Annotated in this window: 22 protein-coding genes; 8 read left to right on the forward strand and 14 right to left on the reverse strand. The window is 65.5% G+C overall.

Translation table 11 applies throughout. The annotated features are described in order from the left end of the window. Positions 1-62: 62 nt before the first annotated feature. Positions 63-1,247 (reverse strand): MFS transporter, encoded by a 1,185-nt coding sequence (locus QEP15_RS25310; protein ID WP_056327097.1) that lies wholly within the window; start codon positions 1,245-1,247, stop codon positions 63-65. A gap of 237 nt (positions 1,248-1,484) precedes the next feature. Here QEP15_RS25310 and uvrA point away from each other — a divergent pair, with 237 nt between their 5' ends. Together uvrA and QEP15_RS25320 are read left to right on the forward strand one after the other, a co-directional pair. Beyond that, a complete protein-coding gene (uvrA, locus tag QEP15_RS25315; protein WP_152382993.1) occupies positions 1,485-4,340 on the forward strand; it encodes an excinuclease ABC subunit UvrA in 2,856 nt (951 codons plus the stop codon). Positions 4,341-4,370: 30 nt separating this feature from the next. Next, positions 4,371-5,033, forward strand: coding sequence for a glutathione S-transferase family protein (locus QEP15_RS25320; RefSeq protein ID WP_152382994.1), 663 nt, complete (start codon positions 4,371-4,373; stop codon positions 5,031-5,033). A 23-nt stretch (positions 5,034-5,056) separates the two neighbouring features. On the opposite strand, the gene QEP15_RS25325 is transcribed toward QEP15_RS25320, so the two are convergent. From QEP15_RS25325 to QEP15_RS25335, 3 genes are read right to left on the reverse strand one after another with little or no spacing between them, the layout of a single operon-like run. After that, positions 5,057-6,184, reverse strand: coding sequence for a deoxyguanosinetriphosphate triphosphohydrolase (locus tag QEP15_RS25325; RefSeq protein ID WP_152382995.1), 1,128 nt, complete (start codon positions 6,182-6,184; stop codon positions 5,057-5,059). 24 nt (positions 6,185-6,208) lie between these two features. Beyond that, positions 6,209-7,285: a 3-dehydroquinate synthase gene (aroB, locus tag QEP15_RS25330; RefSeq protein WP_152382996.1), complete on the reverse strand. Its 1,077-nt coding sequence runs from the start codon at positions 7,283-7,285 to the stop codon at positions 6,209-6,211. Continuing rightward, entirely contained in the window at positions 7,282-7,923 is a 642-nt protein-coding gene (locus QEP15_RS25335) for a shikimate kinase (protein WP_062838805.1), read from the reverse strand. Before QEP15_RS25335 ends, aroB begins: the two co-directional genes overlap by 4 nt. A gap of 113 nt (positions 7,924-8,036) precedes the next feature. Here QEP15_RS25335 and QEP15_RS25340 point away from each other — a divergent pair, with 113 nt between their 5' ends. After that, a complete protein-coding gene (locus QEP15_RS25340; RefSeq protein WP_056327085.1) occupies positions 8,037-10,484 on the forward strand; it encodes a penicillin-binding protein 1A in 2,448 nt (815 codons plus the stop codon). 34 nt (positions 10,485-10,518) lie between these two features. Here the strand turns inward: QEP15_RS25340 and cyaY are convergent, their stop codons facing one another. Beyond that, the gene (gene cyaY, locus QEP15_RS25345; protein WP_056327082.1) at positions 10,519-10,848 is read right to left on the reverse strand and encodes an iron donor protein CyaY; all 330 of its coding nucleotides are present in this window, start codon (positions 10,846-10,848) and stop codon (positions 10,519-10,521) included. 55 nt (positions 10,849-10,903) lie between these two features. Between cyaY and lptM the strand changes: the two genes are divergently transcribed. After that, positions 10,904-11,068, forward strand: a complete 165-nt coding sequence (lptM, locus tag QEP15_RS25350; protein ID WP_227741322.1) for an LPS translocon maturation chaperone LptM — start codon at positions 10,904-10,906, stop codon at positions 11,066-11,068. Beyond that, positions 11,065-12,357 carry a diaminopimelate decarboxylase gene (gene lysA, locus QEP15_RS25355; protein WP_152382999.1) on the forward strand — a complete coding sequence of 431 codons (1,293 nt, stop codon included), beginning with the start codon at positions 11,065-11,067 and terminating at the stop codon, positions 12,355-12,357. Before lptM ends, lysA begins: the two co-directional genes overlap by 4 nt. A gap of 70 nt (positions 12,358-12,427) precedes the next feature. On the opposite strand, the gene ccsB is transcribed toward lysA, so the two are convergent. From ccsB to QEP15_RS25370, 3 genes are all read right to left on the reverse strand, one after another. Beyond that, positions 12,428-13,774, reverse strand: a complete 1,347-nt coding sequence (ccsB, locus tag QEP15_RS25360; RefSeq protein ID WP_056327078.1) for a c-type cytochrome biogenesis protein CcsB — start codon at positions 13,772-13,774, stop codon at positions 12,428-12,430. 8 nt (positions 13,775-13,782) lie between these two features. Next, positions 13,783-15,864, reverse strand: a complete 2,082-nt coding sequence (locus QEP15_RS25365) for a cytochrome c biogenesis protein ResB (RefSeq protein WP_280148234.1) — start codon at positions 15,862-15,864, stop codon at positions 13,783-13,785. A gap of 119 nt (positions 15,865-15,983) precedes the next feature. Beyond that, on the reverse strand, positions 15,984-16,685 hold the full coding sequence (locus tag QEP15_RS25370; RefSeq protein ID WP_108006863.1) for a c-type cytochrome: 702 nt from the start codon (positions 16,683-16,685) through the stop codon (positions 15,984-15,986). Positions 16,686-16,949: 264 nt separating this feature from the next. On the opposite strand from QEP15_RS25370, the gene yihA reads away from it, so the two are divergent. Both yihA and hemB read left to right on the forward strand, forming a co-directional pair. After that, positions 16,950-17,573: a ribosome biogenesis GTP-binding protein YihA/YsxC gene (yihA, locus tag QEP15_RS25375; protein ID WP_056327074.1), complete on the forward strand. Its 624-nt coding sequence runs from the start codon at positions 16,950-16,952 to the stop codon at positions 17,571-17,573. Then, positions 17,570-18,586 (forward strand): porphobilinogen synthase, encoded by a 1,017-nt coding sequence (gene hemB, locus QEP15_RS25380; protein WP_056327072.1) that lies wholly within the window; start codon positions 17,570-17,572, stop codon positions 18,584-18,586. The genes yihA and hemB overlap by 4 nt, the downstream gene beginning before the upstream one ends. Before the next feature lie 77 nt (positions 18,587-18,663). Here the strand turns inward: hemB and QEP15_RS25385 are convergent, their stop codons facing one another. The 3 genes from QEP15_RS25385 to cutA form a co-directional block, all read right to left on the reverse strand. Next, the gene (locus tag QEP15_RS25385) at positions 18,664-19,545 is read right to left on the reverse strand and encodes a DMT family transporter (RefSeq protein ID WP_280148952.1); all 882 of its coding nucleotides are present in this window, start codon (positions 19,543-19,545) and stop codon (positions 18,664-18,666) included. A gap of 202 nt (positions 19,546-19,747) precedes the next feature. After that, positions 19,748-21,553: a protein-disulfide reductase DsbD gene (gene dsbD, locus QEP15_RS25390; protein WP_280148953.1), complete on the reverse strand. Its 1,806-nt coding sequence runs from the start codon at positions 21,551-21,553 to the stop codon at positions 19,748-19,750. A gap of 92 nt (positions 21,554-21,645) precedes the next feature. After that, positions 21,646-21,993 carry a divalent-cation tolerance protein CutA gene (gene cutA / locus QEP15_RS25395; RefSeq protein ID WP_056327070.1) on the reverse strand — a complete coding sequence of 116 codons (348 nt, stop codon included), beginning with the start codon at positions 21,991-21,993 and terminating at the stop codon, positions 21,646-21,648. Between the two features lie 122 nt (positions 21,994-22,115). Between cutA and QEP15_RS25400 the strand changes: the two genes are divergently transcribed. Next, positions 22,116-22,568: an HIT family protein gene (locus tag QEP15_RS25400; RefSeq protein ID WP_280148235.1), complete on the forward strand. Its 453-nt coding sequence runs from the start codon at positions 22,116-22,118 to the stop codon at positions 22,566-22,568. Between the two features lie 91 nt (positions 22,569-22,659). Here the strand turns inward: QEP15_RS25400 and rplQ are convergent, their stop codons facing one another. From rplQ to rpsD, 3 genes are all read right to left on the reverse strand, one after another. Then, complete coding sequence (gene rplQ, locus QEP15_RS25405; RefSeq protein ID WP_006389635.1) at positions 22,660-23,052, reverse strand: 50S ribosomal protein L17; 393 nt, start codon at positions 23,050-23,052, stop codon at positions 22,660-22,662. Positions 23,053-23,239: 187 nt separating this feature from the next. Continuing rightward, positions 23,240-24,226, reverse strand: coding sequence for a DNA-directed RNA polymerase subunit alpha (locus QEP15_RS25410; protein ID WP_008169002.1), 987 nt, complete (start codon positions 24,224-24,226; stop codon positions 23,240-23,242). Between the two features lie 228 nt (positions 24,227-24,454). Further along, entirely contained in the window at positions 24,455-25,078 is a 624-nt protein-coding gene (rpsD, locus tag QEP15_RS25415) for a 30S ribosomal protein S4 (protein ID WP_056327065.1), read from the reverse strand. Positions 25,079-25,084: the final 6 nt, after the last annotated feature.

The following is a 25,084-nucleotide window of genomic DNA, read 5'->3' on the forward strand; positions in this document are numbered from 1 at the left end:
TGTTGGACGCCGTTTGCGACCAGATCGGCGACTTTCCTCACGCTGCGGGAAAGTCCCAGCGATCACGCCAGAGGCCGCAGCGCCCAGGTGACCGCCAGCCAGATCGCCGACAGCACCGCCGCGGCCACGAACACCGCGCTGGCGCCCGAATGCGCGGCCAGCCATCCGCCCAGGGCTCCGCCCGCAAACAGCCCTGCCGCCTGCGCCGTGTTGTAAAAGCCCAGCGCCAGCCCCTTGTAGGCCGCCGGCGCCACGCGCGACACGAGCGAGGGCTGCAAAGCCTCCAGCACGTTGAAGGCGACGAAAAAGCCGGTCAGGGCGATGGCCAGCGTGTAGAAGCCGTGACTGGCGGCCGGCAGCAGCGCGCACACCAGCACCAGCCCGGCCACCGACGCCCGCAGCGCGCCGCGGTGCGCGCGCCGCTTTTCCGCGACGAACACCACCGGCACCATCAGAACGAAAGACACCAGGATGACCGGCAGGTAGACCTTCCAGAGGTCGCGCGCGTCCAGCCCCCCGACCTTGGCCAGCAGCGCCGGCACCACGACAAAGAGCGACACCTGGATCAGATGCAGCACGAACACGCCGAAATTCAGCCGGAGCAGGTCACGATGGGTCAGGACCTCGCGCGGCCTGGCCGCCTGCATGGTGCGGGCCTGCGTGCGAGGCACCACCGGCACCACCCAGCGCGCCACGGCCAGGCAGACGACGCCCAGGCAGGCGATCGTCCAGAACAGTCCCGACAGCCCCCACCAGCCCACCAGCACGGGCGAAAGCACCAGCGATACGGCGAACGACAGGCCGATCGATCCGCCCACCATCGCCATGGCGCGCGTGCGCACCTCGTCGCGGGTGGCGTCGGCCAGCCAGGCGGTGACGGCCGCGGAAATGGCCCCCGCCCCCTGGATGGCGCGGCCGATCGTGATCCAGAACACATCGGTCGCCTGCGCACAGACGACGCTGCCGATGACGAATAGCAGCAGCCCGAAAAGCACCACGGGGCGGCGCCCCCACCGGTCGGACGCGAGGCCAAAGGGAATCTGCATGAAAGCCTGGGTCAGCCCGTACATCCCCAAGGCGAGGCCGACGCGGGCGGGATCGTCGCCGCCCGGCATGCCGCTTGCGGCCACTGCAAAGACCGGCAGCAACAGGAACAGTCCCAGCATCCGCGCGGCAAACAGGCCGGCCAAGGCCACGCTGGCGCGGCGCTCGGAAGGGGTCAATTTCAGTTTGGTGTCTGCCGGCATGCGGAAATTTCAACGATGACTAGGGCGGCGCGCATGCATCTGACGTCATACGCTCACGGTCTGATTCTGGCGGTGCGGCGCCGGCCCCGGTTCCGTCCCACCAGATGGAGGACCTTGAACGCGAGGGGATTCGGCGCGCTATAGTACCAAGTTGGCCTTTGAAACCGCTTAAATGCGCCCAAAGGGTGCGCGGGATCAAAGGCGTCTTCGACGCAACTGGACGTTACCCATACAGACGTGAGCATACGCATCCGGGGTGCCCGCACCCACAATCTCAAGAACGTCTCGCTGGACCTGCCGCGCCACAAGCTGGTGGTGGTCACAGGTCTGTCCGGGTCCGGCAAATCCTCGCTGGCGTTCGACACGCTGTACGCGGAGGGCCAACGGCGCTATGTGGAAAGTCTTTCCGCCTACGCCCGCCAGTTCCTGCAACTGATGGACAAGCCTGACGTGGATCTCATCGAGGGGCTGTCGCCGGCCATCTCGATCGAGCAGAAGGCCGCGGGACACAATCCCCGCTCCACGGTCGGCACCATCACCGAGATCCACGACTACCTGCGCCTGCTCTACGCGCGGGTGGGCACGCCCTACTGCCCCGATCACGGCCTGCCGCTGCAGGCCCAGAGCGTCAGCCAGATGGTCGACGCGGTGCTGGGCTGGACGCCCGAGACGCGGCTGGCCGTGCTGGCCCCCATCGCGCGCGGCAAGAAGGGCAGCTTCGAGGACGAATGCGCCAGCCTGCAGGCGCAGGGCTATGTGCGCCTGCGCGTCGACGGCCAGATGTTGGAAATCGACGGCATGGGGCCGCTGAAAAAGACTGAGAAGCACGACATCGACGTCGTCATCGACCGCCTGCGCATCCGGCCCGAGAGCAAGCAGCGCCTGGCCGAGAGCTTCGAAACCGCCCTGCAGCTTGCAGAAGGCCGCGCCCTGGCGCTGGACATGGACAACGAGCGCGAGCAGGTCTTCTCCAGCCGCTACGCCTGCCCGGTGTGCAGCCACAGCCTGCCCGAGCTGGAGCCACGCCTGTTCAGTTTCAACAATCCGATGGGCGCCTGCCCCAGCTGCGACGGCATCGGCCAGGTGGGCTTCTTCGATCCGAAGCGGGTCGTCGCCTTTCCGGAACTGAGCCTGGCCGCCGGCGCGATCCGCGGCTGGGACCGCCGCAATGCGTTCACGCACTCGCTGCTGACCAGCCTGGCCGCCCATTACGAATTCGACATCGAGGCGCCCTTCGAGGAGCTGCCCGAGGCGCTGCGCGACAAGGTCCTGTACGGGTCCGGCGAAGAAGAGATCTCGTTCCTGTACCTGAACGAAAAAGGCCGCAGCACCGTCAAGCGCCATACGTTCGAAGGCGTCATCCCGAACCTGGAGCGCCGGTGGCGCGAAACGGACTCAGCGACGGTGCGCGAGGAACTGGGCAAGTACCGCAACATCAAGACCTGCCCCGACTGCGCGGGCTCGCGGCTGCGCCCCGAAGCGCGCAACGTGCTCATCGGGCACGACCCGCGCGGCGGCGAGCGCCACGGCCAGGCCATCTATGAAGTCGAGTCCATGCCGCTGTCCAGCTGCCTGGAATGGTTCCGCAATCTGAACCTGACCGGCGCCAAACAGGAGATCGCGCAGCGTATCGTGCGCGAGATCGAGGCGCGGCTCAGCTTCCTGAACAACGTGGGCCTGAACTATCTGTCGCTGGACCGCAGCGCGGACACGATCTCCGGCGGCGAAGCGCAGCGCATTCGTCTGGCCAGCCAGATCGGTTCGGGCTTGACGGGCGTGATGTACGTGCTGGACGAGCCCTCCATCGGCCTGCACCAACGCGACAACGACCGCCTGATCGGCACGCTGCAACATCTGCGCGATCTGGGCAACAGCGTCATCGTCGTCGAGCACGACGAAGACATGATCCGCATGGCCGACTGGGTGGTGGACATGGGCCCCGGCGCCGGCGAACACGGCGGCGAAGTCGTCGCCCAGGGCGACCCCGAGACCGTGCAGCGCGATCCCAATTCGCTGACGGGGCAGTACCTGAGCGGCGCGCGCGCCATCGCCATCCCGAAGCGCCGTCCCGTCGACGACGAACTGCCGTGGTTGACGCTGACCGGCGCCACCGGCAACAACCTCAAGAACGTCGAACTGCGTGTGCCGGCTGGCCGTCTCGTGTGCGTGACGGGCGTGTCCGGTTCGGGCAAATCCACGCTCATCAACGATACGCTGGCCGTGGCCGTATCGCGCCAGCTGCACCACGCGCAGAGCGAGCCCGCCCCCTACGTGTCGATGCAGGGGCTGGAGAACTTCGACAAGATCATCAGCGTCGATCAAAGCCCCATCGGGCGCACGCCGCGCAGCAACCCGGCCACCTATACGGGCCTGTTCACACCCATCCGCGAGCTATTCGCGGGTGTGCCGGAAGCGCGCACGCGCGGCTACGATCCGGGCCGTTTCAGCTTCAACGTGAAGGGCGGCCGGTGCGAAGCCTGCCAGGGCGACGGTGTGGTCAAGGTCGAGATGCATTTCCTGCCGGACATGTATGTGCCTTGCGACGTCTGCCACGGCAAGCGCTACAACCGCGAGACGCTCGAAATCCGCTACCGCGGCCGCAACATCAGCGAAGTGCTGGACCTGACCGTGGAGCAGGCGCTCGAGTACTTCGAATCGGTGCCCGCCATCTCGCGCAAGCTGCACACGCTCATCGACGTGGGCCTGTCGTATATCCGCCTGGGGCAAAGCGCGACCACGCTGTCCGGCGGTGAAGCGCAGCGCGTGAAGCTGTCGCAGGAGCTGTCGCGCCGCAGCACCGGCCGCACGCTGTACATCCTGGACGAACCGACCACGGGCCTGCACTTTCGCGACATCGAGCTGCTGCTGCAGGTGCTCAATCAATTGGTGGACGCCGGCAATACCGTGCTCATCATCGAGCACAACCTGGACGTCATCAAGACCGCGGATTGGCTGGTCGACATGGGCCCCGAGGGCGGTGACGGCGGCGGCCGTGTCGTGGCGCAAGGCACGCCGGAGACGGTTGCGGCGGCCAAGGCCAGCCACACCGGCCAGTACCTGGGCAAGCTACTGCGCCGCAAGCCGGCCGACTGAACCTTCCCTATCTGCATAGGAAACGCCAGCATGTACACCCTCATCATCGGCAACAAGAACTACTCTTCCTGGTCCATGCGTCCGTGGATCGCCCTGCGCGCCGCCGGCATCGCATTCGCGGAGCAGAAGGTCGGCCTGTTCACCGAGGCGTTTTCAGAGCGGGTGGCGCAGGTGTCGCCCGCAGGCCTCGTGCCTGTGCTGCTGGACGGCGACTTTGCCGTGTGGGATTCGCTGGCCATCTGCGAGTACGCCGCCGAGCGCCACCCCGAGGCCGCCTTGTGGCCACAGGACGCCAAGGCACGCGCGCGGGCGCGTTCGCTGGCCGCGCAGATGCACAGCGGCTTTGGCGCACTGCGCCAGGCCATGCCAATGAACGTCGAAGCCCACTTGCCGGGCATCGAATTTCCGGAAGCGGCGCGCGCGGACGTGGCGCGCGTGCAGGCCATCTGGCAGGAAACGCGTGGGCAGTTCGGCCAGGGCGGCCCCTTCCTGTTTGGCGCGTTTTCGATTGCCGACGCGTTCTTCGCGCCGGTGGTCTCGCGCTTCACGACCTACGGCATCGCGGCCGCAGGCCCCGTGCGCGAGTACATGGATGCCGTGCTGGCGCTGCCCGCCATGCAGGAGTGGACGCGGGACGCGCTGGCCGAAGCCACCTTCGTCGACGCGGACGAACCCTACCGCAAACACCGCTGACGACGGGCTTGCCCGCGGCGCGGCTACGCCATGTCGAACAGCCGCTTGTGTTCGCGGATGGCGTAGCGGTCGGTCATGCCGGCGATGTAGTCGGCGATGGCGCGGGCCTGATCGTTGAACTGCTCGCGGCGGTAATCGGGCGGCAAGAGGCGCGGATCGTCCAGAAAGGCCGCAAACAGCTCGCGCACGATGCGGCGCGCCTTGCTCGTCATGCGCAGCACGCGGTAGTGCCGGTACAGGTTGTCGAACAGGAATTTCTTCAGCGTGTCCGCTTCGCGGCGGATATCGTCGGAGAAACCCGCCAGCGGTGGCGAGCGCCGCACATCGTCCGCGCTGGCCGGCGCCGCGTCGCGGATGCGCGCCAGCGACGTGCGGGTCAGATCGACGATCAGCGTGTTGATCATTCGGCGTATCGTTTCGGCCACCGCGCGCCGCGGCGCCAGCCCGGGATAGCGGTCCAGCACATACGCATGGTGGCGCTCGAAAATCGACACGTCCTTCAACTGATCCAGCGTGATCAACCCCGAGCGCAAACCGTCGTCGACGTCGTGGTTGTTGTACGCGATCTCGTCGGCCAGATTGGCAAGCTGCGCCTCCAGCGACGGCTGCGTGCGGTTCAGGAACCGTTCGCCGACCTCCCCCAGCATCCGTGCATGGGCGACCGAGCAATGCTTGAGGATGCCCTCGCGCGTCTCGAAGCACAAGTTCAGGCCGTTGAAGTCGGCATAGCGTTCTTCAAGCTCGTCCACCACGCGCAGGCTTTGCAGGTTGTGTTCGAAGCCGCCCGCCTGCGGCGCCAGTTCGCGCATGCAGGCATTGAGCTCGTCCTGCCCGGCGTGGCCGAACGGCGTGTGGCCCAGGTCATGCGCCAGCGAGATGGCTTCGGTCAGGTCTTCGGACAGCCCCATGCTGCGCGCCAGCGTGCGCGCGATCTGGGCCACTTCCAGACTATGCGTCAGGCGTGTGCGAAACAGGTCGCCTTCATGGTTGACGAAGACCTGCGTCTTGTATTCCAGACGCCGGAAGGCGCTGGAATGCACGATGCGATCGCGGTCGCGCTGAAACTCCGTGCGGTTTTCCGGCGGCGGCTCGGCGTGGGTCCGGCCGCGCGATCGGGACGGGTGAGAAGCATAGGAAGCCAGTTCATTCATCTGCAACACCGTCCATCACTGCGTTTACTGGGTAGTTCGGGCCAGCACGGCGCGCACCGCATCGTCCGGCGCCGGCCGCATCACGGCCTCGCCGATGCGCGGCATGAGCACGTAGCGGATCGAGCCACCTTCCGTTTTCTTGTCCACCTGCATCAGGTCCAGCCAGCGGTCCGCACCCAGGTCGGGCGCGACGACCGGGCACCCGATGGCCTGCACCAGCGCACGCACACGCGCCACGTCGGCGCGATCGAAGCCCGCCACATCGGCCGACAGCTCGGCTGCCTGCACCATGCCGCAACCCACTGCCTCGCCGTGCAGCCAGGCGCCGTAGCCCAGACCCGACTCGATGGCGTGGCCAAATGTGTGGCCCAGGTTCAGGATGGCGCGCAACCCGGATTCGCGCTCGTCCTTGCCCACCACCTGCGCCTTCAGTTCGCACGAGCGGCGGATCGCGTAGGCCACGGCGTCGCCGTCCAGCGCACGTAGCTTCTGCGCGTTGTCCTCGCACCAGCTCCAGAACGCCGGATCCAGGATGAGGCCGTACTTGATGACTTCGGCCAGGCCGGCCGAGACCTCGCGCGCGGGCAAGGTGTTCAGCACATCGGTGTCGATTTCCACCGCGATCGGCTGATAGAACGCGCCGATCATGTTCTTGCCCAGCGGGTGGTTCACGGCGGTCTTGCCGCCCACCGACGAGTCCACCTGCGCCAGCAGCGTCGTGGGCACCTGCAGGAAGCGCACGCCGCGCATGTACACGGCCGCGGCAAAGCCGGTCATGTCGCCGATGACGCCGCCGCCCAGCGCAACCAGCACGCACCGGCGGTCCAGGCGGTTGCCGAGCAGCGCGTCGAAGATCAGGTTAAGAGACTGCCAGTCTTTGTAGGCTTCGCCGTCAGGCAGTTCAATGCGCAGCACGCGCTTGCCCGTGCGCGCCAGCGCCGCTTCAGCGCGCTCGCCGTACAGGGCCGCCACCGTGGGGTTGGTGACCACGGCGATCGCGGTCGCATCCGCGGGAATGCATTGATCCAGGGAATCCAGGCGGCCAGGTCCGATGTGGATCGGATAGCTTCCACCCGGGGTGTCGACGTCAACAACGTTCATATGCGCTTCTCGAAAGCTTGTAATTGCGGCAGCAGCGCCTTGACCAGGGTGTGGATGGGCATGGACCCCGTTTCCACCACCAGGTCGGCCACTTCCTTGTATAGCGGCTCGCGCCGGGTCATCAGGTCGCGCAGCGTGCCGCGCGGATCGGCAGTGGCCAACAGGGGCCGGTTACGGTCGCGGCAGGTCCGGCGGAACAATTCATCCACGCTGGCCCTCAGATAGACGACAATCCCGCGCTGACGCAAGAGCTCCCGGTTTTCGGGGGCCAGAATGGCGCCGCCGCCGGTGGCAAGAATTATGTTGCGCCGTTGGGTACACTCTTCCAAGGCGGCGGACTCTCGGCGACGAAAACCGGCTTCGCCCTCGATTTCGAAGATTACCGGCACCCGTACGCCGCAACGCGCCTCGAGCTCATGATCCAGATCCATAAAGTCGCGCCCCAGCGCACGCGCCAGGCTACGGCCTATGGTTGTCTTGCCCGCGCCCATCATTCCGACCAAGAATACCGGCAGGTCGTGCGGCAACGACACGGTCTTGCCCGTGCACTCGACGGCGCAGGGCTGGCTTTCAGGCGCTGCGTCGGCGCGCGCCGGGTCCGGGGCTGCCTCCGGACATGAGTTAGCGGCAAAGTTCATGCCGGCATTATCACATTTGCCGCAGTTGCCCGCGCACCACACTGACCTATTTTGTTACAGAAACCGATCCCCCGCGATAAGGCGGGACCGGAGATACCCGTAAAATCGCCGCGATGAGCAAGCCCCAGAATTCCTCCAAGAAAGACAAGCCCGCCAGCAGCGGCTCCCCGATACTGCGGTTCTTCGTAAAAACCGGCATTCTTTTCGCCGGCCTGTTCCTGTGCGGTGTGTTGCTCGCGGGCATGGCGCTGGCGCTCGCGTGGCCCAACCTGCCCGACCTGAACGCCATGACGGACTACCGGCCGCGGGTGCCGCTGCGCGTGTACACCGCAGACCGCGTCCTGATCGGCGAGTTCGGCGAAGAACGCCGCAACGTGCTGCGCTTTAACGAAATCCCGGACGTCATGAAGTCCGCGGTGCTGGCGGCCGAGGACGACCGCTTCTACCAGCACGGCGGCATCGACTGGATGGGCGTGGTGCGCGCCGGCCTGACCAACCTGATCAGCATGTCCAAGACGCAGGGGGCCAGCACGATCACGATGCAGGTCGCGCGTAACTTCTACCTGTCGTCCGAAAAGACCTACTCGCGCAAGTTCTACGAACTGCTGCTGACATTCAAGATTGAATCCGAGCTCACCAAGGACCAGATCCTCGAGCTCTACATGAACCAGATCTACCTGGGCCACCGTGCCTACGGCTTTGCGGCCGCCTCGCGCACGTATTTCGGCAAGCCGCTGTCGGAAGTCACGCCGGCCGAAGCCGCCATGCTGGCCGGCATTCCGAAGGCGCCCTCGCGCTTCAATCCCATCGCCAACCGCCCCCGCGCCGAACTGCGCCAGCGCTACGTGCTGGGCCGCATGCATTCGCTGGGCTACCTGACCGAACCGGAATACAAGCAGGCGATGGCGCAGCCGATCGTCATGAAGTCCGCGGAAGGCACGCCGGCCGGCGGCTATTCCATCCATGGCGAGTACGTGGCCGAGCTGGCGCGCCAGCTGCTCTACAACGTGTACCAGGACAACGTCTATTCGCGCGGCATCAACATCTACACGACCGTGCAGTCCAAGGACCAGGAAGCCGCCTACCGCGCCGTGCGCGAAGGCGTGCTGGAATACACGCGCCGCGCGCCCTATCCCGGGCCGGAAGAGCAGCTCGACCTGCCCCCGGGCACCGAGAACAACCCCGCCGCGCTGGACGAATTCCTGGATGGCGTGTTCGACAAGTTCTCCGACAGCGGCGACCTGCTGACCGCAGTGGTGCTGTCGGCCAGCCCCACCGAAGTGAAGCTGGCGCGCAGCTCGCGTGAAATCATCACCGTCACGGACAAGAAGGTGCTGGGCGTGGTGGCCCGCGCGCTGAACGACAAGGCCAAACCGGAACAGCGCATCAAGCGCGGTTCCGTGGTCTACATCCGCAAGTTCGGCGACAACTGGGAAATCATCAACATGCCTTCGGTGCAGGCGGCCTTCGTGGCGTTGTCGCCGCAGGACGGCGCCATCCGCGCCATGGTCGGCGGCTTTGATTTCTACCGCGGCAACTTCAACCGTGTGACGCAGGCATGGCGCCAGCCGGGCTCGAACATCAAGCCCTTCATCTACGCCGCCTCGCTGGAACGCGGCCTGACGCCGGGCACGCAGATCTCGGACCAGCCGTTCGAGCTGACCGCCGCGCAAACCGGCTCCAAGGCCTGGAACCCCAAGAACTACGGCAACCAGTACGAGCCCATGCTGACGCTGCGTCAGGGCCTGTACAAGTCCAAGAACATGGTGTCGATCCGCATCCTGCAGGCCATCGGTCCGCAGTACGCGCAGGACTACCTCACCCGCTTCGGCTTTGACAAGGCGCGCCAGCCGGCCGTGCTGCCGCTGGCGCTGGGCGCCGGCTCGGTCACGCCGCTGCAGCTGGCAGGCGCCTTCTCGGTGTTCGCCAATGGCGGCTACCGCGTCACGCCCTACCTGATCGACCGCGTCACCGACAGCAGCGGCAAGGTCATCATGCAGTCCAAGCCGGTTGTCGCTGGCGACGCCGCAGCCCGCGCCATCGACCCGCGCACCGCCTGGGTCATGGACGACATCCTGCGCGGCGTCACCACGTACGGCACTGCGGCGCGTGCGCGTGCATTGCTCAAGCGCGGCGACATCGCCGGCAAGACGGGCACGACCAACGAATCCGTGGACGCCTGGTTCTCGGGCTATACGCCCACGCTGGCCGCGACCGCCTGGCTGGGCTTTGACCAGCCCAAGTCGCTGGGTTCGCGCGAAACCGGCGGCGGCGTGGCCATGCCGATCTGGGTGGATTACATGCAGAGCGTGCTCAAGGGCGTGCCGGAAGAAAAGCAGCGCCCGCGTCCGGACGGCCTGCTCGTGGAAAACGGCGAGTTCTACTTCTCCGAGTTCCCGCCGGGACAAGCAGTGGCCCGTCTGGGACTGCCGGAAGCCGACACGCTGGGTGAATTCCTGAACGGCCTCACCAGCGGCTCCGGCGAAGACACCCGGATCAAGGTCGCGCCGGGCGTGGGCACGCAGACCGCCACGCCCTGGTCGCAGAAGATTCCCTTCTGATGCAGAAAGGCCGGCCCATCGGGCCGGCCTTTTTTTACAGCCGGATCGTCACGGGGACGCCGGCGGCAGCCGAGCAGATCTGGGACAGGGCGTCCGGCAACTGCGGCCCGCCCCGAGTATCGTTCCAGTGCTGGCCATCGTAGCGGTAGTGAAAGCCGCCGCTGCGCGCGGCGACCCACAGCTCCTGCATGGCAGCCTGGCTGTTCACCACGACGTGGGTGTTGTCCTCGAAAACCATGGTCAGCACATTGCCGCTGCGGCTGGTTTCCACATCGACGTCGAGCGAAGCCGCCCAGTCATCGGCCTGGCTTTCGATGCTGTCCAGCACCTGGTCGATCAACGCAAGAAATTCGGTTTCGGTCATAATCGAGCCTGCAAGAATTACGGAGTTCCCAGTGTTCCAATTGGCATACAGCCGCATGGCTCTTCGCATTGTAGCCACGCTCCTGGCGACCGGCATCGTGGCGGCCTGCGGGTACAAGGGGCCGCTCTTCATGCCCCCGCCCCCTGAAGGCAAGGCGCCGGCCCGCACGCAGCAAACACCGCCGCCTGCGCAAATCCCTCCGGCCCCGTCCCTCCCATGACGCCCCCGTTCCCCACCCCGCCAGAATTGGCCGGCCATCCTTACTTCCAGTACCGCAATAATGTGTTGTACGCCGAGGATGTGCCGCTTGACCATCTGGCCGAACGGTTGGGAACGCCCCTTTACGTCTACTCCCGCGCGGCGCTGAAAGCCGCGTGGCAATCCTATTGCAGCGCCATCGGCCAGCGTGCGGTATTAGTCTGCTACGGGATGAAGGCCAATTCCAACCTGGCGGTGCTGGGCGAATTCGCCCGGTTGGGCGCCGGCTTTGACATCGTGTCGGGCGGTGAGCTGCATCGCGCGCTCGCCGCGGGCGCGGACGCATCGCGAATCGTGTTCTCGGGCGTCGGCAAGCAGGCCTGGGAAATGCGCGACGCCCTCCTCGCCGGCGTGAAGTGCTTCAACGTTGAATCGGTGGACGAACTGCATCGCCTGTCGGACGTCGCGGCAAACATGGGCGTGCGCGCCCCGGTATCGCTGCGCGTGAATCCGGACGTGGACGCCCGCACACACCCTTATATCTCGACCGGCCTGAAAGAAAACAAGTTCGGCATCGCCATCGGGCAGGCGCTGGCTGCCTACCGCACCGCGCAGTCGCTGCCCGGCCTACGTATCGTCGGCGTGGACTGCCATATCGGCTCGCAGCTGACCGATATCAGTCCCTACTTCGACGCGCTGGAAAAGCTGCTGGACCTGATCGAAAGCCTGGAACAGGCGGGCATCCGCATCGAACACCTGGACTTGGGCGGCGGACTGGGCATCCGCTACCAGGACGAAACGCCCCCATCGCCACGCGCCCTGCTGGACCGCGTCTTCGAGCGGCTGAACGCGCGCGGCCAGGGGCATCTGCATCTGGTCCTGGAACCGGGACGCTCGCTCGTCGGCAATGCCGGCATGCTGCTCACCACCGTCCAATACATCAAGCACGCCGAAGCCCGCAATTTCGCCATCGTCGACGCGGCCATGAACGACCTGCTGCGCCCGGCGCTCTACGAGGCCTTTCACGGCGTGCAGCCCCTGCACCCGCGCGCCGGCGACACCGCCGAGTACGACATCGTCGGCCCCGTCTGCGAAAGCGCCGACTGGCTGGCAAAGCAGCGCCTGCTGGCCATCCGCCAAGGCGACGTGCTGGCGGTGGAATCGGCCGGCGCCTACGGCATGACCATGGCCAGCAACTACAACTCGCGCGGCCGCCCGGCCGAGGTCATGGTCGACGGTGACAAATACTATGTCGTGCGCCAGCGCGAAACGCTGGCCGATCAGCTCCGCGGCGAATCGCTGCTTCCCTGAATCAGCGCGCCGTAAAACACGAAGGCCCCTGCATGCAGGGGCCTTTTTTGTACACCGCGTGGGCGCGGGCCTAGAGCTGGCCGTACGAGTGCAGGCCCGACAGGAACATGTTCACGCCCAGGAAGGCAAAGCCCGTGATCAGCAGGCCCAACAGCGCCCAGTAGGCCGCCATGGCGCCACGCAGGCCCTTGATGAGGCGCATGTGCAGCCATGCCGCGTAGTTCAGCCAGACGATCAGCGCCCAGGTTTCCTTGGGGTCCCACTGCCAATACGCGCCCCACGCATCGGCCGCCCACAGCGCACCCAGGATGGTGGCGACGGTAAAGAAGGCAAACCCGATCGCGATGGCGCGATACATGATGTCGTCCAGCACTTCCAGCGACGGCAGCGCGTCCGCAATACGGCGGCGGCCCAGCAGGATGGCGCCCACGATCACGGCGCCCACGCCGAAGTACAACATCCAGGTCGCGGAAAGCCCATCGGTGCGAAACACCATGGGCTCGGCGCACAGCAACACGCCCAGGATGAACAGCGGCGCAAGCTTGGCCCACGAGGTCGTGTGGCCATGCTGCTTGACCAGGTATGCGAAGCCCACCATCGCCGCCAGCGAGAACGTGCCGTAGCCGATGAAGTTGGCCGGCACGTGCAGTTTCATCCACCAGCTCTTGAGCGCAGGCACCAGCGGCTGGATCTGTCCCGCGTCGCGCGTGAACGAATACCAGAGCAGGAACACGACGGCCGAGGTCACCACCAGCATCACGAAGCCGCCGAGCGCGCGCGTGGCGTACTTACGTTCGTAGTACAGGTAGAAGAGCGCGGTGATGAGCGAAAACAGGACGAAGACTTCGTACAGGTTGCTGACCGGGATATGCCCCAGGTCCGGACCCATCAGATGGCCCTCGCGCCAGCGCACGAGCAAGCCCGTGACACCCGCGAACACCGCGCCCCAGCTCAGCGCCGTGCCCAGCCAGGCGGCGGTCGGGCTGAACAGGCCGATCCAGTAGCACACCATCGACAGCGCAAACAGCGCGCTCATCCACAGGATCGCGGACTGCGAGGAAAACAGGTACTTCAGGAAGAACACCTGCTCGGCGCGAGCCAGATCGTTGCCGTACAGCATCAGCGCGAAGCCCGCGGAGATCGCACAGGCGATCATCAAACGGCGCAGTGGACGCCACAACCAGCCCAGCCAGGCCACCGCCGGCACCGTGCCGCACAGGATGATCTTCTCGTAATAGTCCATCGCGTGCCCGTAGCGGGTCAGCGCGAAACCTGCCCCCACCGCCAGCAGCAGAAAGAAGACGATGTCAGTCCAGTCGGGCTTTCCGCGTTGCGCGCGGCTGTCGCCGGTTTCGGACAAGGCGTCCTGCCAAAGCGATTCAGGCGACGGGGGTGGCGTGGTGGTCGTGGTGGACATAAATAACCTTAAGACCCTTTTTTCTGGCGCAGCAGCGCCTGCTTGAAGCGTTCGAACTCTTGATTGAAGTCAAGTGTACGCTTCTGTGACGTCATGGCCGCCAGGACGCTGCTGCCGCCGTCTTGCGGTTTGACCCAGATCCAGACGCGGCGGTCGCGGATATAGAACATCGAAAACACGCCCAGGACCAGCAACAGGCTGCCCAGATAGACGGTGTTCTTGCCCGGCGTGCGGCTGACCTGGAAGACGCTGGCCTGCACGTGATTGAAGTCGGCCAGCGACAGGAACACGGGTGCGGGATAGACGGTCAGGTCGGACAACGCGGCCACGGCCAGGCGCGACCATACTGCCGCGCGCTCGCCTTCCGGACCATCGACGGCCACCGGCTGCTGACCGGCGCGTTCGCGCGCGATGGCGCGCAATTCGTTCATGCTGGCGCCGATCAGGCGAATCACGACATCGGCGGCGCGCTCCAGATCGGCGGCGGGGGTATTGGCTTGCAGGAACGCCGCGACGGCCTGCAGGCCGCCGGCGGCAAAGGTGTCCAGCGCACGTTCGGCCGCGGTTTCCAGCGGCTGGCGATCGGCGCCCGATGGGCTGTTGCGCTCGGCGAACCGGCGGGCGGCTTCCTTGCGCGCGGCCGGATCGGCCAGCGTGGCGCGCAGACGCATGAATTCGGCGATGGAGCTGTCGTCGTCGGCCGGGATGCGCAGATAGCGGAAGGGCTCGCCGGCGTTGTTGCGCACGCCGGCCAGGAACACGGCCGCGCCGTCCAGTTCGACGGGCAGCATGTAGTTCTGGAACTCATGCGCCTGACCCGCATCGTCGATCAGCTTGTATTCGACGCTGGGCCCCACGTTGCGCAGATTTTCGTTCTTCTTGCCGGCCGCGCTGCCCGCGACCGAGGCCACGTGTTCGGCAAAGCTCTGGTCGGCGCCCTTGGGGTCGCCGCGGGTCAGGTCTTCGACGTTGATCGGACGCAGGGCCGTGACCTCGATGCCCATGCTGCGCGGGCCCTTGGCCGTTTGTGCGGTCAGCTCGCTGGTCTTGCCCACCGTACCGTCGACCGAGAAGGTCGCGTCGTTGACGCCCACCAGCGGGTACCCCTTGAGCACGACTGTACTGCCGCCGTCGTCAAAGCTCGACTGATACACCGTCATGCCCTTGAAGCGCAGCGGCTCGTTCACTTCGATGGTCGAGTCGAAGGTCTTGCCCGTGTCCGGATCCGTGACCTCGACTTCGCTGGCAAAGCGGCTGGGCATGCCGGTGGAGTAGTAGTCGACGATGAACTTCTTGAGCTTGAGCGTGAAAGGCATGGGCTGCACCAGCGCGCCATCGCCCACCATCACGACCGCCGTGCTGGCCTGCCCGCCCTCGGGCACCAGGACGCTTGCGCGAAAGCTCGGGTTGTTGACCGACAGGCGCCCGCTTTCAGGCACCTCGGAAATCAGCATGTTTTCGACGATGGGTTGCTTGCCGCCGAACATGACCTGCAGGCGCACCGGCAGTTCGCTGTCGAGCAGGCCGCCGATACAGATGATGACCATGGCGGCGTGGGCGAACACATAGCCCAGCCGGTTGGCGCTGCCCTTCTTGGCGGCCAGCAGAACGCCATCCTGGGCCTCGCGCACGCGCACCGCGTAACCCATGCGGCCCAGCAGCGCCTTCAGGCCGGTCACCGTCTGCGGCACGCCGGTGGGCTCGGTGGTCTCTACGCGATGCGGAAAGGCGCGCAGGCTGCCTTCGCGCACGTGCTCGCGAAACGAACGCGCGTCGCGAAGCATCTTGGGGGCATTTCGGATCAGACACACCGAGGTCGATACGACCAGAAAGCCCATGATCAGCAGGAACCACCAGCTGTTGTAGACGTGCCAGATGGAGAACTTGTCAAAGACCTCGAACCAGAACGGCCCGAACTGGTCGATGTAATTGTTGGACGATCGGTTCTGCTGCAGCACCGTACCCACCAGGCTGGCCACGCAGATGAACATCAGCAGGCTGACGGCAAAACGCATCGAACCCAGAAGTTCAAAGAGATCGCCTGGCAGGCTGCGCAGAGAGGGGCGGGAGTGGGTTCGGGTCGAATTCATGAAAAAAGGGGGGCCGCGCTATCGGCTACCCCCCTCATAGACAGTGCGAGTCGGAACGAGGTTCCGGCGCGCGCAAGTTGCATCAACGCGGACCGGCCGCGCACGTTGCGGCCAATTGCTTACCGAAGGCCAGCCGCGTAGTCCGACACCGCCTTGATGTCGGCATCCGACATGCGGTCCGCGATGGCGTGCATGACGTCGTTCTTGCGGTCGCCGCTGCGGAAAAGCTTCAGCTGCTCTTCGATATACACGGGGAACTGCCCCGACAAACGGGGGTACTGGCCAGGGATGCCCGCGCCATTGGCAGAATGGCACGCCGCGCAAGCCGGGACGTTGCGGTCAGGCAAACCGCCACGCCAGATCTTTTGACCTAGCTCAACCAAGTTCTCATGGCCGGCGGTAGCGGGTTCCTTCAGGGGCTGCTGGGCCAGATACAGAGCAATGTTCTGCATGTCTGCCGGCGTCAGGTTCTGCACCATGGCGGTCATGGGGCTGGGATTGCCGTCGGGGCCATTGCGCACGGGGGTCTTGGCGCCTTCCTTCACCTTGAAGTCGGCAAGCTGCTTGGCCAAGTACTCGTGCGGCTGCGCGGCAAGGTTCGGGTTCACCGGAATGGTGCTGTTACCCGCCGCGCCGTGACAGGAAGCACAGGCAATGATGCCGCGGGACGCGTCGCCCTGGTCAAACAGCTGACCGCCCTTGGCGGCGTCTGGTTTGGCCGGGCCCGCAGCGCCATTGGCGGCGAAACTCGTAGCAGAGAAGGCGGAGGCGCCGAGCAACAGCCCGCTCGCAACCAACATCCGGGACAGCACACGCTTCATGAAGACCTCGACGATCACATCGATCAAGGCGCAAAAAGGCGCCCACGCCTGCCCGCACTTGCAGTAAACCGTATCGAACCTGTTTTGCTTGTCCTGCTTTGCGATCTTGCTGCGGTGCTGCATCCATCGGCCCAAGAAGGGCTACAAAACGTCTGGATGGCAGCTAAACAGTAAGCAAAAAAGACGGCTCCGCACACGCGGACCACTGTAGCAAACGCCGGATTATACAATAGGGCTCGAAACCAACCGTATCGAAAGCCATCCGTGTCCCTCCTACATCGCGCCTCCTTCCTCACCTCCGCGGCTCGCCTCGACCAGTTGCCGCCCGCCGGCGCTCCCGAGGTCTGCTTCGTTGGCCGCTCCAACGCCGGCAAATCCACGGCCATCAACGTGCTGTGCAACCAGCGCCGTCTTGCGTTCTCCAGCAAGACGCCGGGCCGCACGCGCCTGATCAACATGTTCAGCCTGCCCGACCCGCTGGACCCGGAAGCCCACATCGGCTATCTGGTCGACCTGCCCGGCTACGGCTATGCGTCCGTGGCCCGCAACGAAAAGGAAAAGTGGGCAGACATCCTGGGCGGCTATCTGCGCGACCGTGAATCGCTGGTCGGCATCGTCCTGCTCATCGACATCCGCCGCGGCGTGACCGAACTGGACCGGCGCCTGGCCAACTTCATCGCGCCCACCGGCCGCCCGGTGCTGGCCCTGCTGACCAAGGCCGACAAGCTGCCGTACGGCCAGCGCATGCGCACCGTCTTCTCGGTCCGCAAGGACCTCGCCGACATCGGCGCGCTGCATACGGTCCCCTTCTCGGCGCCCGAGCGCATCGGGCTCGAAGAGGCCGGCGCTCACATCGAAAATTGGATTTCCCCGAAGGTCGTACCATGAACCCGCAGATCATCACCCCTGAGTTTCCGGTTTCCCGCCCCCGCCGCCTGCGTCGCGACGACTTCACCCGCCGTCTGGTGCGCGAGAACGCCCTGACGGTCAATGACCTGATCTACCCGGTATTCGTGGCCGAAGGCTCCGGCCTGCGCCAGCCGGTGGCGTCCCTGCCCGGCGTGGTCCGCTATTCGCTGGACACCCTGCTGCCCGTGGCCGAGGAATGCGTGGCGCTGGGCATTCCGGTGCTGTCGCTGTTTCCCGCCATCGACCCGGCGCTCAAGACCCCGGACGGCATCGAAGCCACCAATCCCGACGGCCTCATCCCGCGCGTGGTCCGCGAACTGAAGTCGCGTTTCCCGGAACTGGGCGTGCTGTGCGATGTGGCGCTGGACCCGTACACCAGCCACGGCCAGGACGGCGTCATCGACGCGGACGGCTACGTGGTCAACGAGCCCACCGTCGAAATCCTGGTGAAGCAGGCGCTCACGCAGGCCGAAGCCGGCGTGGACATGGTCGCCCCCAGCGACATGATGGACGGCCGCATCGGCGCGGTGCGCCGCGCGCTCGAAGCCAACGGTCACATCCACACGCGCATCATGGCCTATTCGGCCAAGTACGCCAGCGCGTTCTACGGTCCGTTCCGCGACGCCGTGGGCTCGGCCACCAACCTGGGCAAGTCCAACAAGATGGCGTACCAGATGGATCCGGGCAACCTCGACGAGGCGCTGCGCGAAGTGGCCGGCGATCTGCAGGAAGGCGCCGACATGGTCATGGTCAAGCCGGGCATGCCGTACCTGGACGTGCTGCGCCGGGTCAAGGATACGTTCCGCGTACCGACCTTCGCCTATCAGGTGAGCGGCGAATACGCCATGATCAAGGCCGCCGCCGCCAATGGCTGGCTCGACCACGACAAGGTCATGATGGAGGCGCTGCTCGCCTTCAAGCGCGCCGGCGCCGACGGCATCCTGACGTACTTCGCCATCGAAGCGGCCAAGCTGCTGAAAAGCCAGCGCTAAAGCCGGCGGGCGCGGCGGACTGCCGTCTGCGCCCTTTCCCCGCTTTGGCGGCCTGCGCGCCGGCAACCCCCATCGAATCAGGCCTTTGCAGCGGCAGCGCGTGCCGGTTGTGCGCCGCGGCGCAGGCCCAGCCACGTTCCGCCCAGCACACACCCCAGTCCGACGACATGGGTCAGGGTGACGTGCTCGTCAAGGAACAGGGCCGCGAACAGCAGCCCGAAAATCGGCAACCAATTCACGAACAGCGCGGCGCGGCTGATCCCCAGCCGCGCGATGCCCGCGTTCCAGACGATGTTGCTGACACCCGAGGCGATCACCGCCGAAAACATCAGCACGGCCCAGGGCCACCATGCCATCTGCCACGTGCCCGCCTGGTACGAAGACGGCGTCAGCGCGGCATGCCCGACCAGCATCAATCCGCCGGCCAGATACATGTACCAAAGCATGCCCAGCGGATCCATCATCCGCGACATCCGCTGAATCACCAGGCCGCCAAACACAAAGACGAGCACGGCCACGAACACCACCGCGTCGCCCCAGCCCGTCAGTCCGAGTTGCGCGCCGCCGCCCACCACCACCATGCCCACACCCAACAGGCCCAGCAGCGCGCCGGCGATGCGGGTGGTCGTGAGCTTTTCGCGGTAGAAGATGGCGGCCAGAAAGGCGGACAGCAACGGGCTGGTGGCCATGATGAGCGTGCCGTTGGCCGCCGATGAAAAGCGCAGTCCCGACACCAGTGCCACCTGGTGCGCGTACACCACCAGGAACCCGGCCAGCGCCACCCAGCCCAACTGCGCGCCACCCAGCTTCGGGATGCGGCCGCGGCGCGCCTTGATGATGAGTGTGACGGTGACAAACGCAATGACGATCCGAACGGCGGCCAGCGCCTGGATGTCCATGTGCTGCGTCAGATATTTGATGGAGACGATGTTCAGGCCCCAGGTGGCCATGACGAACATCAATTGAAGATAGATCAGACCATGCCGGTCCTGACTTGCATCAACGGTGGGGGACGTCACGGCGTCAGCCTGGAGGGAGATGGATGCGCCGCGCGGGCAGCGAAGCGATCATGGTATATCGCCCCTTCCCTTGATTCAATGCGCGGCGGTCCGCGTTGCGCGCATCAGACGATGGCGCACCGCCTGCTTGTCCGCCGCGCCCTCAGCGGACCAGGACGCGGTCCAGCGACTCGGTAAAGCGCTTGGCGTCCTGGAATCCCACGACGCGAGCTTCCGCGATCTCCTTGCCGCCGGGCTCGAAGAACATGATGCCCGGCGGGCCGAACAGACGGAATCGCTTGAGCAGCGCGCGGTCGTCGGCATTGTTCGCCGTCACGTCGGCCTGCACCAGCACCATTCCAGCCATGCGCTGCGCGACCCCCGCATCGGTAAAGGTGAATCGCTCCATCTCGCGGCACGACACGCACCAGTCCGCATAGAAGTCCAGCATCACCGGCCGGGTGCTCTGCGCCAGCACCGCGTCCAGTTCGGCGTTGCTGCGAACCCGGGTGAACTGGACCTCGCCCGCCGCGGCCTCGCCAGCTGCCGGCGCTTCACCGCGCGCGGCCAGGTGCGAGAGCGGCTGCAGGACATCGCGGCCCCCGCTGGCGGCCCCCAACAGCCACGCCGCGGCCGCCAGGGCGAGCAGCAGGCCCAGTCCCTTGCCAAACATGCGACCGGCGCCTGCGCCCGGCGGCAGGGCATCAAAGGCGCGCAGCATCACGGCCGACACGACGGCCAGGAATGCCCAGCCCGTCATCTGCACCCACGTCGGCACGACGGGGATGAGCATCCACCACGCCGTCGCCAGCAACAGCATGCCGAACAGCCGCTTGACGCCGTCCATCCAGGGACCGGCCTTGGGCAGCAATGCCGAAGACGACGCGCCGACGATCAGCAGCGGCACGCCCATGCCCCACGCCATTGCAAAGAGCGCCGATCCGCCCAAGACCACGTCGCCTGTCTGCGAGATGTACAGCAAGGCGCCAGCAAGCGGAGCTGCCACGCAGGGCCCGACGATCAGGGCCGACAGCGCGCCCATCACCAGCGCCCCGGTATATCGCCCGCCCGGCATGCGCGAGGACCGGTCCGACAGCATGGCCTGGATGCCGGAAGGCATCTGGAAGGTGAACACGTCGAACATGGCCAGCGCCAGCACGGCCAGCAGGATGGCGAAAAGCGACAGGATCCACGGCGTCTGCAGCCAGGCGGCAAGCCCCGCGCCGCTCAGCCCGGCCGCCACGCCCAGCGCGGTGTACACGACCGACATGCCCAGCACGTACGTCGCGGCCAGCGCCAGACCGCGACTGCGGCTCGGCCGGTGGTGCTGCGCCCCGCCCAGCACGATCGACGACAGGATGGGAATCATGGGCAGCACACATGGCGTGAAAGCCAGCAGCAGGCCCAGCACCAAAAAGACGCCCGCTGTCTTGATCCAACCCAGACCGCCCAAGGCATCGGCCAGGCCCGTGTCGCCCGCGTTCACCAACGCGGACAATCCGCCGGAAGTTGCCGGCGCCGCAGACGCGGCCCCGCCAATTCCCGTGCCCGCCACCGCATAACCGCCGGCCACGGGCGTGAGTTTGACGGTGCTGTCCATTGGCGGATAGCACAGCCCGGCATCCGCGCAGCCTTGGCCCGTCAACGTCAGCGTGAAGGGCTGTCCTCCCGCGCCAACGGGGACGCGGATCGTCACGTCCTTGTGAAAGACCTCCATGTCTTTTTCGAAGGTCGGGTCGTATTTGACTTCACCCTTGGGATAAACGGCTTGCCCGAGCGTGGTGGCGTCGGCCGGGGTGATCGCAATCCCGAAGCGCTCGCGGTACATGTAATAGCCGGGCGCCACGCGATAGTGCAATTCGAGCGTATCCGGCGACGCCATCTGCGCGCTGAACACAAAGGCTCTTTCCGGTTCGAGGAATTCGGCTTGCGCACGCGCGACGGTCTGCCATCCCAGCAGCAGAAGCATCACTGCCAGCAATGCCAGGCAGTGCCTCAGGATCGAAGGGGTCACGCTGCCGGCGCGCCCGCGCGCGCCAACCGTACCGGCAAGTTGCAACATCAGTTTCTCTTGTTCTGCGTAATGGCCGTCTGCTCGCGCACCCAGTCCAGGTATGGCGCCGCGCCGCCGATGACTGGCAGCACGATGATCTCGGGAACGTCGTAGGGGTGCATCTGCGACAGGGCCTGCACGACGGCCGCATGCCGCGCGTAGGTCGTCTTGATGTGAATGGGAATTTCCTCCGTCCCTTCGACCTCTCCGTTCCACAGGTAGATGGACAACCCCGGCGCGCCAAGGTTCACGCAGGCTGCCAGCCCGTCCTCGACGAGCACGTGCGCGATACGCTTGGCCAGAAGCAGATCCGGCGCATTGCTGATGACCAGCACGACGTCGTCATCGCGCAACATGGAACCTCCTTGGGATACCCGCGTGGGATGTAACTCGAGGTATTTTATCGATATTGCGGCCAACTCCCCGGCGCTGCCGGTCGCGCGGCCGCCGCGCCATCCCTTTTCACGCCGAGGCAAGCATGTCCGACAACTGCCTGTTCTGCCGCATCGCCCGTCACGAGATCCCCGCGCACGTCGTCCAAGAGGACGACCGCCTCCTGGCCTTCCTGGATATCCACCCCGTGCGCGCCGGCCACACGCTCATCATCCCCAAGCAGCACTATCCCTACTACGAGGACATGCCGGCCGACCTGGCGGCCAGCATCGTTAACCTGGGTCAGCGGCTGGGGCGCCAGATGAAGCGCCTGTACGGCGTTGAGCGCGTGGGTTTTGCCTTCACGGGGATCCACGTTGCGCACGCGCATGCGCACGTCATCCCGATGCACCACCCGCAGGACGTGACATCGACGCAGTACATCGAGCAGCAGGATCTGACTTTCAAGATGCCGCCTCAGTCGCCGCCGGAAGCGCTGGCGGCCACGGCCGCGCAATTGCGCGGGCAACTGCGCGGCGGCCCCGAACGTGGAAAATGAACGCGGCGAATGCGCGCAGTAAGCGAAGGAAGGCGAAAAAAACAAGGGCGGGTCCGAAGACCCGCCCTTGTCGCTTATCTAGCTGCCGAAATTACTCGGCGCTGTCCTCAGCGGCTTCATCGACTTCCGGACGGTCAACCAGTTCCATGAAAGCCATGGGAGCGTTGTCGCCTTGACGGAAGCCCATCTTCAGCACGCGGGTGTAGCCGCCGTTACGGGCCGCGTAGCGCGGGCCGATTTCGGCAAACAGCTTCACAACCGCATCGCGATCGCGCAGACGGGCAAAGGCCAGACGCTTGTTCGCGAGGGTGGGCTCCTTGCCCAGCGTGATCAGGGGTTCGATGACGCGGCGCAATTCTTTCGCCTTCGGCAGCGTGGTCTTGATTGCTTCGTGAGTGATCAGCGAAACAGCCATGTTGCGGAACATGGCAAGACGGTGACTGCTGGTGCGGTTGAGCTTACGCAAGCCATTACCGTGACGCATGATAAGTTTCCTTTGAATCTAAAGACGGCGTTTCCGCCATCGGGTTGCCGGCTCTTCTATCAGCCTGCAATCAGGCTGCGGTCCGGTAGAAAACGGGGCATTTTACGACGATTTCGCAAATCGCCCGGCAACGAAGGCCGGGCGCTGTGGGAGACGCCCCTTCGCAGGGGCGGCACCCTTTCAAGACTTAGGGACGCTCCAGGCCCAGGGGCGGCCAGTTCTCGAGCTTCATGCCGAGGGTCAGGCCACGTGCAGCCAGCACTTCCTTGATCTCGTTGAGCGACTTGCGACCCAGGTTCGGGGTCTTGAGCAGCTCGTTTTCGGTACGCTGGATCAGGTCGCCGATGTAGTAGATGTTTTCGGCCTTCAGGCAGTTGGCCGAACGCACCGTCAGCTCCAGGTCGTCGACCGGGCGCAGCAGCACCGGATCGATCTGCGGCGTGCCGCGGACCGGGGCTTCGTACGAATCGCCGGCGCCTTCCAGGGCGGCGAACACCGAGATCTGGTCCATCAGGATGCGGGCCGATTGGCGCACCGCTTCCTCGGGCGAGATCACGCCGTTGGTTTCGATGTCCAGAACCAGCTTGTCCAGGTCGGTGCGTTGTTCCACGCGGGCGCTTTCAACGGCGTAGCTCACGCGGCGAACCGGGCTGAACGAGGCGTCCAGAACGATGCGGCCGATGGTGTGCGTGCGGTCTTCCGACAGCGCGCGCACGTTGCCGGGCACATAGCCGCGGCCCTTCTCGACCTTGATCTGCATTTCCAGCTTGCCCGCTTCCGTCAGGTTGCAGATGGCGTGGCCGGGGTTGATGATCTCGACGTCGTGCGGCAGCTCGATGTCGCTGGCCAGCACGGTGCCGGCGCCAGACTTGCGCAGAACCAGCGTCACTTCGTCGCGGTTGTGCAGCTTGAAGACCACGCCCTTCAGGTTCAGCAGGATGTCGACGACATCTTCGCGAACGCCCGGGATGGTCGAGTATTCGTGCACCACACCGGTCATCTGGACTTCGGTCGGCGCGTAGCCGGTCATCGAAGACAACAGGATGCGGCGCAGGGCGTTGCCCAGCGTGTGACCGTAGCCACGCTCGAACGGCTCCATCACGATCTTGGCATGGTGCGTGCCGACCGGTTCGACTTCAATGGAGCGCGGCTTCAGGAAACCTTGAGTGGACATGTACTGAATTCCTTTTCAATACCCTCGGCTCGTTACACCGATAAGGCTGATGGACAGGGTGAGACGGTAAAGCTTGAAACACGGGCTGCGAAAAGCCGCCCGATACTTACCGCAAAGCCCGCTCCACCAAAACGGCGAAAGCGGGCTGCTGCGGGACGTGCAAACGGGTCGACCGGGTCGCGGGACCAGCTTGCCAGCACCTTGCGAAGGAGGTGCCGGCAGGCGTGATTAACGCGAGTACAGTTCGACGACCATCGATTCGTTGATGTCGCGAGCGACGTCAGCGCGATCGGGAGCCGACTTGAACGTGCCGGTCAGCTTGGCCGCGTCGACTTCCACCCACTGGGGGATGCCGATGCTGGTGGCCAGGTCGAGCGATTCCTTGATACGGCCTTGCTTCTTGGCCTTTTCACGAACCGAGATGACGTCGCCAGCCTTGACCAGCATCGAAGCGATGTCAGCCGTGTGGCCGTTCAGTTCGATGGCGCGGTGGCTCACCAGCTGGCGAGCTTCGGCGCGCGTCGAGCCGAAGCCCATGCGGTAGACGACGTTGTCCAGGCGCGATTCCAGCAGCTGGATCAGCGTTTCGCCGGTGTTGCCACGGCGACGCTCGGCTTCAGCGAAGTACTTGCGGAATTGCTTTTCCAGCACGCCGTACATGCGCTTGAGCTTTTGCTTTTCGCGCAGCTGCAGGCCGTAGTCGGAAGTGCGGGCACCCGAAGTGCGGCCGTGTTGGCCAGGCTTGGAATCCAGCTTGCACTTGGAATCCAGCGAGCGGCGGGCGCTCTTCAGGAACAGGTCAGTACCCTCGCGGCGCGAGAGCTTGCATTTGGGTCCAATATAACGTGCCATGTGGAT

The sequence above is a fragment of the Achromobacter mucicolens genome (assembly GCF_029866465.1).
In the GTDB taxonomy this organism is placed as follows: domain Bacteria; phylum Pseudomonadota; class Gammaproteobacteria; order Burkholderiales; family Burkholderiaceae_B; genus Achromobacter; species Achromobacter mucicolens.